9 protein-coding genes and 1 pseudogene are annotated in these 7,861 nt (G+C 65.5%); 5 read left to right on the top strand and 5 right to left on the bottom strand.

What is annotated here, in order from left to right:
* The 3 genes and pseudogenes from JWQ89_RS00675 to JWQ89_RS00665 all read right to left on the bottom strand — a co-directional run.
* A pseudogene (locus tag JWQ89_RS00675) lies at positions 1 to 330 on the bottom strand (hypothetical protein); the annotation flags it as partial.
* 310 nt (positions 331 to 640) lie between these two features.
* On the bottom strand, positions 641 to 1,495 hold the full coding sequence (locus JWQ89_RS00670; protein WP_299637537.1) for a TIGR01459 family HAD-type hydrolase: 855 nt from the start codon (positions 1,493 to 1,495) through the stop codon (positions 641 to 643).
* Between the two features lie 18 nt (positions 1,496 to 1,513).
* Positions 1,514 to 2,749: an EAL domain-containing protein gene (locus JWQ89_RS00665; protein ID WP_299637535.1), complete on the bottom strand. Its 1,236-nt coding sequence runs from the start codon at positions 2,747 to 2,749 to the stop codon at positions 1,514 to 1,516.
* A 205-nt stretch (positions 2,750 to 2,954) separates the two neighbouring features.
* Between JWQ89_RS00665 and JWQ89_RS00660 the strand changes: the two genes are divergently transcribed.
* Genes JWQ89_RS00660 through JWQ89_RS00650 form a run of 3 tightly spaced genes read left to right on the top strand, consistent with a single transcriptional unit; the run spans position 2,955 to position 5,035 of the window.
* Positions 2,955 to 4,388 (top strand): sigma-54 dependent transcriptional regulator, encoded by a 1,434-nt coding sequence (locus JWQ89_RS00660; protein WP_299637533.1) that lies wholly within the window; start codon positions 2,955 to 2,957, stop codon positions 4,386 to 4,388.
* Positions 4,389 to 4,445: 57 nt separating this feature from the next.
* Positions 4,446 to 4,754: a type II toxin-antitoxin system RelB/DinJ family antitoxin gene (locus tag JWQ89_RS00655; protein ID WP_299637531.1), complete on the top strand. Its 309-nt coding sequence runs from the start codon at positions 4,446 to 4,448 to the stop codon at positions 4,752 to 4,754.
* Positions 4,751 to 5,035: a type II toxin-antitoxin system RelE/ParE family toxin gene (locus JWQ89_RS00650; RefSeq protein ID WP_299637529.1), complete on the top strand. Its 285-nt coding sequence runs from the start codon at positions 4,751 to 4,753 to the stop codon at positions 5,033 to 5,035. Before JWQ89_RS00655 ends, JWQ89_RS00650 begins: the two co-directional genes overlap by 4 nt.
* Here the strand turns inward: JWQ89_RS00650 and JWQ89_RS00645 are convergent.
* The gene (locus tag JWQ89_RS00645) at positions 5,032 to 5,217 is read right to left on the bottom strand and encodes a hypothetical protein (protein WP_299637527.1); all 186 of its coding nucleotides are present in this window, start codon (positions 5,215 to 5,217) and stop codon (positions 5,032 to 5,034) included. The genes JWQ89_RS00650 and JWQ89_RS00645 overlap by 4 nt on opposite strands.
* Complete coding sequence (locus JWQ89_RS00640) at positions 5,208 to 6,359, bottom strand: glycosyltransferase family 2 protein (RefSeq protein WP_299637525.1); 1,152 nt, start codon at positions 6,357 to 6,359, stop codon at positions 5,208 to 5,210. The genes JWQ89_RS00645 and JWQ89_RS00640 overlap by 10 nt, the downstream gene beginning before the upstream one ends.
* 260 nt (positions 6,360 to 6,619) lie before the next feature.
* Between JWQ89_RS00640 and JWQ89_RS00635 the strand changes: the two genes are divergently transcribed.
* Positions 6,620 to 6,907, top strand: a complete 288-nt coding sequence (locus tag JWQ89_RS00635; protein WP_299637523.1) for a co-chaperone GroES — start codon at positions 6,620 to 6,622, stop codon at positions 6,905 to 6,907.
* A gap of 56 nt (positions 6,908 to 6,963) precedes the next feature.
* Positions 6,964 to 7,861 (top strand): chaperonin GroEL (groEL, locus tag JWQ89_RS00630; protein ID WP_299637521.1); only part of this gene is annotated, 898 nt, incomplete at its 3' end.

The following is a 7,861-nucleotide window of genomic DNA, read 5'->3' as shown; positions in this document are numbered from 1 at the left end:
GGTGACGAAATCCTCGGCCTCGATCATCGAGAATTCGCGGGAGAAGGGCAGCACCACGATGCCGTCGAGCCCGACCGCGGCGGCGATCTCGGCCTTCTGGTCGGCATAGGTGAGGCGGAACATGAAGGGGGCGGGCGCGAAGACGTCGCGCGGATGCGGCTCGAAGGTGAGCATCAGCGCCGGCACCCCGGCCGCGCGGGCGCGCGCCTTCAGCGAGCGGAACACATGCTGATGGCCGCGGTGGCAGCCGTCGAAATTGCCGACCGCAACCATGGCGCCCCTGAGCGACGCCGGAACCTGGTCGAGGCCCGCCAGCCTGATGAAGGTCAAATTCGTACCCGCCTTGAGAGTGATGGCGATATGGCAAGAAACGGCGTGGCTGGCAAGGCGGTGGAGGTTGGGGCTGGTATGCGGGGGGTGGGCATGATCTTGCCGCAGTTCATCTCCCCCTCGGCGGGGGAGAAAGCGAAATCTTAGGTTTAGCCTCTTGGCTAAGCCTTAGATTTCGCAAGAGAGGGGGGTGCGGAGCCACCCTGCCCTCCACTACCCCCTCTCTTGCGATTTCTAGGACTTAGCAAACGCTAAGCCCAAGAAATCGCTTTCTCTCCCGCAAGGGGAGAGATGACCGAGAGATCGTGCCCTACCACGCCAGTCTTGGCATGAACCCCGCCACATTGGCCCCGCTCGGGCCGACCAGCGCCCGGATCGCCTCCGGGTCGGGCTTGCCGAAGGCGTCGAGTTCGGCGGCGTGGATGGAGCCGGTGATGAAGAGGAGGTCGAGGCCGGCGCCCGCGGCGCCGATGGCGTCGGTGCGGACCGAGTCGCCGATGGCGAGGATGCGGGAGCGGTCGAGCGATTTGCCCGCGGCCTTGTCGGCGAGGCGGAGGGCTTCGGTGTAGATGGGCTTATAGGGCTTGCCGACCATGACGATCATGCCGCCGCGGGCTTCGTAGAGATCGGCGAGCGCGCCGCCGCAGTAGATCAGGCGGTCCCCGTGCTCGACAACGCGGTCGGGATTGGCGGCGATCAGCGGCAGATTGCGGCTGAGCCACAGGGTGATGCGGTCGTTGTACATGTCCGGGGTGTCGTCGTCATGGTCGAGGTCGGTGACGACCACCGCCCTCGCCTGTTCGGGCGGGCCGACGGTGATGTCGAGCCCGTCGAATAGGCTGTCGTTCTCGTCGGGCGGGCCGACATAGTGGACGGTCTTGCCGCGGTAGTCGGCGAGGATGACGCGGGTGGCGTCGCCGGAGGAGACGACCGAGTCATAGGCTTCGCGCGAGACCCCGAGGTCGTCGAGCATGGTGATGATCGGGGTCGAGGGGCGGGGCGCGTTGGTGATCAGCACGACGCGGCCGCCCTGGCGGCGGTAGTTCACCAGCGCCTCGACGGCGGTGGGGTGCGCGGCGACGCCGTTGTGCACGACGCCCCAGACGTCGCTGAGCACCGCGTCATAGCGGGGGGCGATCTCGCCCAGTCCATCAAGTGCGATCATCGATATTCCCGTGAAGTATCAGGCCTGCGCTTCGATCCGGCGTTCCGGGACCCGCGGGCGGTCGACCACCAGGTCGGGGCGCACCGGGCCGGCCCGGCCGATATGCGGGCCCTGCGCCAGTGTAATGCCATCCTCGAACAGGCTGAGCAATTGCTGCTCGTCGATCACCCCGGTGGCGCAGAGCTCGATATCGAAGCGCTTGGCATAGGGGGCGATGTCGGCGGTGTGGAAATCGGTGAAGCTCTGCGGCCTGGACAGAAACTGCGTCGCATCGAACCGTACCGCTTCAAAGCCCAGCCCCTCGAGTTCGGCGAAATCGAAGCGGAGCGAGCTCGCATCGGTGAGGATGAAGGCGGCGCCGGCCTTGCGGAACTCGAACAGCGCACGCTTCTCGCTCGGCCCGAGCGGCTTCCACTCGGCCTGCTGCAGGGCGAAATGCAGCGACGACGTGATGGCCTGGTTGGCGACCAGCGTCGCCGTTACCTGCTCGAGCGCCTTCTTGTCGAGGATGGTGGCGCGGCTCAGCGGCAGGAACAGGCGGATCGGCTGTCCGGAAGTCTTGGCGCGCCGCGCGATGGTCACCGCTTCGTCGAGCGCCTGCGCCTCGATGCGGCGGATCAGCTCCTCGCCGCCGCGACGGGGCATGAAATCGGGGGCATCGGCGAGCCCGCCGGCGTCCTGCATCAGGCGCGGCACGAGGTCGTAGCCGAGGGGTTTTCGCGACGGAAGCACCACGACCGGTTCGATGTGATAGACCAGCCGGTTGTCGTCGAGCGCGGCGCGGAGCTCGGCTGCGGGAATCAGTGGATCGAGGAAGGTGTCCTCGTCGGGCGGCGCTTCCTCGGCCCTGGCCTTGGCCGCGAGAGGCGTGCCGCCGTCGGCGCGGCGGGCTTCCTCGAACTCGGCGAGCGCTTCGGCGACCTGCCGGACGACCGTCCCCAGCACCGAGATATCGGCCTCGATGCTGTCGAGGCGGCTGCCGGCATTGGCGTCGGCTATGGCGTTGAGCCGCTGGCTCAGCACCTGCCCGGCCTTGGCATCGGTCGAGAGCAGCCGCGCCAGGTCCTCGACGGCCCGTTCGAGCCGCGCTTCGGAGCGCTGGCGCAGGCGCCGCTCCATCAGCACGACGGCGATGGCGCCGAAGGCGATGGCGGTGACGAAGGCCTCGATGGGAGAGAAGGTCAGCCCAAAATACGCTGCAGCCGCAACGCCGAGCGTGGCCAGCGCAATGAAGATGTAGACCAAGCCTTGCACCTACGCTCGGGCTCCCACAGTGGCCATCGGGATTCGATGCATCGTCATAGCATCGGCGGCGGGGAGCCGAAAGGCGCGCGCCGATGCGAGCTGTGGCTAACCCAGCGAATTGATCGCCGTGCGGGTCGTTGGCGCCGGAACGGTTTATTTACCCAGTTCGTCAACACTCCATTCAGCACAGCTACGTGCGCGAGGACTTGTCGTCATGCCCGCTCCCGGCTTCGGCCAGGATAACGCCGCCCGCATCCTGCTCGTCGATCGCGACGCGGCGGGCTGCGCCGCACTGATCGAGACGCTCAGCGGCTGCCTCGTCGTGCCGCCGGTGATTGCCGAGGCGCGCAGCGGCAGGCAGGCGGCGGACCGGCTGCGCGCCGGCCGCTTCGACGTGCTGCTGGTCGATCTGGGCAGTGTCGCCGACCTGTCGGCCGAGGCCGAGGACGCGGTGGCGCGGCTGGTGCGGCTTTCTGCCGGTGCGCTGGTGATCGCGCTGTCGGACGGGGCTTCGGTCACGGCGACGCTCTCGGCGCTGAGGGCCGGCGCCCACGACCACATCGTCCGCCCGCTGGGTGGCCGGGCCTTCGCGGCGCGCGTCGGCGAGCTGGCGCAGCGGCACGGCAAGACCCATGCGCTGTCGCTCGATCCGCGCACTGACGAGCGCACCGAGCGCTATGCGGGCTTCATCGGTGCATCGAACCAGATGCAGGTGGTGTACGAGCAGATCGAGCGCGTCGCGGCATCGACGGCCCCGGTGTTCATCACCGGCGAGAGCGGTACCGGCAAAGACCTTTGCGCCGAGGCGCTGCACGAGCGGAGCACCCGGGCGCACCGCCGGTTCGTCGCTGTGGACTGTGCCGCGGTCCCGCAGGAACTGATGGAAGCGGAGCTGTTCGGCGTCGTCTCGGGCGCCATGACCGGCTCGGGCGACGACCGGAAGGGGGCGGCGGAGCTGGCGGATGGCGGCACGCTCTTTCTCGACGAGATCGGCGCGATCGACCTCAGCCTCCAGGGCAAGCTGATGCGGTTCCTGCAGACCGGTACGATCAGCCGGCTGGGCGAGACCGGTGTCCGCCGGCTCGACGTTCGGCTGATCTGCGCCACCAGCCGCAACCCGATGCAGCTGATCGCCGAGCGGAAATTCCGCGAGGACCTGTTCTACCGCCTGCACGTATTGCCGATCCACCTGCCGCCGCTGCGGCAGCGCCCGTCCGATATCCTGGTGCTGGCGCGGCATTTCCTCGAGCGCTTCGCCGTCGAGGAGGGGAAGCGTTTTGACGGTTTTTCCGCCGAGGTGGCGAGCCAACTTGTCGCGCATGAGTGGCCGGGCAATGTCCGCCAGCTGCAGACGCTGATCCATCGGCTCGTGGTGATGTTCGACGGCGGCGAGATCGATGGCGCGATGCTTGCGCTCGCCGATCTCGATGCGCCGATTCCGACGACGACGGCGCAGCCCGCGCTGCTGCCCCGCCGCCAGACGATACTGCCGATGTGGCAGCAGGAGCAGCGCATCATCGAGGAAGCGATCGAGAGCTTCTCGGGCAATATCGCGCTCGCCGCGCAGGCGCTGGAGCTCAGCCCCTCGACGATATACCGCAAGCGGCAGGCCTGGGCGGAGCTCGAGGGCAAGAAGGGCGCGGCCTAGGGGTTCAAGTCGTCATGCAAATGCATTACATTGCAGTGCCACATGAGGAGCACCACAATGAGCGGCAACGCCCTAGTCCAAACTCGGATCGATCCCGAGGTCCGTGATCGAGCCAGCGAGGTTCTGGCCAAATTGGGTCTGACGGTGTCGGACGCGACCCGAATCCTGCTCACGCGCATCGCAAACGACGGCGTCGTGCCGATGGAGCTATTGGCGCCAGAGCAAGAGTACGATGCCTGGTTTAGAGCCAAGGTTCAGGAAGCGATTGACAGCAAGCTACCGCGCATCTCCAACGAGGAAGTCAAGGCCGAGTTCGCGGAGCGGAAGGCACAGCTTAGAGCCCGGATCGCCAGAGGGGAGCGTTGAAGCTTATCTGGGCCGACGAGGCCAGGACGGACCGTCGTGAGCTTATTGGTTATGTGGAGACTGAGAGTCTCCTCAACGCCATCGAGCTGGACGACAGGCTGGATGAAGCCGCTGAACAACTCATCCAATTTCCACACTCTGGCCGACCAGGCCGCGTCGCGCACACCAGAGAGCTGGTGATCGCCCACACACCTTACATCGTCGTCTATACGGTGGAGCAGCAGGAGATCGTTGTCCTGCGGTTGATTCACGCAGCCCAGGAGTGGCCGCCGAAGCACTAGCCCTTCGCCAGCTTTTCCCTGAACTTCTTCGCCGTGGCGAAGGCCTTGTGCTCTTCGCCCAGCGCGGTGCCGGTCTTGGCGACCTTGCCGTCGGGGCCGATGAGCTCCCAGGTCCATTTGGTGTTGGGACCGACGCCGCCGGTGCGGCGGAGCTTGATCTCGAGATTTGCGTCTAGCGCCACGTGAACACCCTTGTGACCGAGTAATTGAAGACTACGCTCATCAGCACGCCGAGCAGGCCGGCGAGGTAGAACTGGCCGTCATAGGCGTAGATCCAGCTCGCCACCGAGACGTTGGCCAGCGCGCCGATCGAGCAGACGGCATAAAAGCTCAGCATGCCGGTTAGATACCGCCAGCCCCTGAGCTTCTTGCTGGCATAGGTCAGCTCGTTGTTGAGCATGAAGTTGAAGGTCATGGCAACGACGGTCGCGGCGGTCTGGGCCCAGACGAAGTTGAAGCCCAGCCGCTCGTGCGTCAGCCACAGCGTCCCCATGTGGACGATGACGCCGAAGCCGCCGACGAGGCCGAAGAGCAGGAAGCTGGTGGGAAGCAGTCCGCGTGTCAGCTTGGAGACGATCAGCCCCAGGAACTGCACGACGATGATCGGGCTCATCTTGCTTTCGCCGGCATGGCGGGGGCGGAAGGTGTAGGGGACCTCCCCGATCCGCAGCTCCTTGCCGTGGAGAGCGTGGAAGCGACCCGCCGAGACGATGATATCGAGCAGAATCTTGAAGCCATCGTCGCTGAGCGCCGGCGCCACTTCGTCGAATACCTCGCGACGCATCAGGAAGAAGCCGCTCATCGGATCGCTCAGCGTCTCGCCGGTGATGAGGTTCGAGAGCTTGGTGGCGAAGCGGCTGCCGGCCTCGCGGGTCTTCGAAAGCCCCTCCCCGACGCTGCCATCGCCGCCATAGCGGGTGCCGACCACGATCTGATCGCCGGCGATGGCTTTCTCCAGCATCAGCGGCAGGATGCCTTCGTCATGCTGGTGGTCGGCATCGATGACGGCGAAATAGGGGGCCGAGCTGGCGAGGATGCCCTCGATGACCGCCGAGCTCAGGCCACGCCGGCCGATGCGGCGAATGCCGCGGACATTGGGATGAAGCTGCGCCATCTCGCGCACGACGGCGGAGGTGCCGTCGGGCGAATTGTCGTCGACGACGATGAATTCGAAGGGGATGCTGCCGAGCGCTGTCGCCACCTTCTCATAGAGCAGGCCGACATTTTCGCGTTCGTTGAAACTTGGGACGATCACGGCCAGGTGCGGCGCGATCCATGCCTCAGGGCCTTTGCGGGTATGGCTATCGAATTGGACGACGGTCACGTCTGCTCCGGGGGTCGTTTGGCTGTCAGGTACCGCCTAGCTCGGCAGTTTGCAACTTACCATCGAGGCGCTTTGCGGTTTCTCTCGGGCGATCAACGCGCGTCGCTTCACCCCGGTCGCGTGATCGCCACATGATCGAACTATAGCTCGCGCGAAAACTTGACTCGCCTCGAGCCCCCTCCTATATCCCGCCCAGCTGTTAGCACTCCTCCCTAGCGAGTGCTAACAGCGCGAAATCATAGAGGCTGATAGGAGCGAACATGGCTTTCCGTCCCCTGCACGACCGCGTGGTCGTCCGGCGCGTCGACAGCGAAGAGAAATCTGCTGGCGGCATCATCATTCCCGATACCGCCAAGGAAAAGCCCTCCGAGGGCATCATCGAGGCCGTCGGCCCCGGTGCCCGTGACGAGAGCGGCAAGATCGTCCCGCTGGACGTCAAGGCCGGCGACCGGATCCTGTTCGGCAAGTGGAGCGGCACCGAGGTGAAGCTCGACGGCAAGGATCTGCTGATCATGAAAGAGTCCGACGTCATGGGCGTGATCTCGTAACCAGGCGCTTCGCCGGTTTCGATCACTCCCCATCCAACTCGTAAGGAGCGCCTCCAATGGCTGCGAAAGACGTAAAATTCTCCACCGATGCCCGCGACAAGATGGTCCGCGGCGTCAACATTCTCGCCAATGCGGTGAAGGTCACGCTGGGTCCCAAGGGCCGTAACGTCGTGATCGACAAGTCGTTCGGCTCGCCCCGCATCACCAAGGACGGCGTCACCGTCGCCAAGGAAATCGAGCTCGAAGACAAGTTCGAGAACATGGGCGCCCAGATGGTGCGCGCCGTGGCTTCCAAGACCAACGACATCGCCGGTGACGGCACCACCACCGCGACGGTTCTCGCCCAGGCGATCGTCAACGAGGGCGTCAAGCTCGTTGCCGCCGGCATGAACCCGATGGACCTGAAGCGCGGTATCGATCTCGCCGTGCTCGAAGTCGTCGAGAACCTTGGCAAGGCCAAGAAGACCATTTCGTCGAACAGCGAAGTCGCCCAGGTCGGCACGATTTCGGCCAACGGCGAATCGGCGATCGGCGACATGATCGCCAATGCGATGCAGAAGGTCGGCAACGAGGGTGTCATCACCGTCGAGGAAGCCAAGACTGCCGAGACCGAGCTCGACGTCGTCGAGGGCATGCAGTTCGACCGTGGGTACCTGTCGCCGTACTTCGTCACCAATGCCGAGAAGATGGTTGCGGTGCTCGAGGATCCGGTGATCCTGCTGCACGAAAAGAAGCTCTCGAACCTCCAGGCCATGCTGCCGATCCTCGAAGCCGTGGTGCAGTCGCAGCGTCCGCTGCTGATCGTTTCCGAGGACATCGAGGGCGAGGCTCTCGCCACGCTCGTCGTCAACCGCCTGCGCGGCGGCCTCAAGGTCGCGGCCGTCAAGGCTCCGGGCTTCGGTGATCGCCGCAAGGCCATGCTCGAGGACATCGCCGTCCTCACCGGCGGCCAGG

This window comes from Devosia sp. (assembly GCF_028290645.1).
Classification (GTDB): domain Bacteria; phylum Pseudomonadota; class Alphaproteobacteria; order Rhizobiales; family Devosiaceae; genus Devosia_A.
The sequence above is the reverse complement of the archived record's forward strand: the minus strand, read 5'-3'. Positions and strand labels throughout refer to the sequence as shown.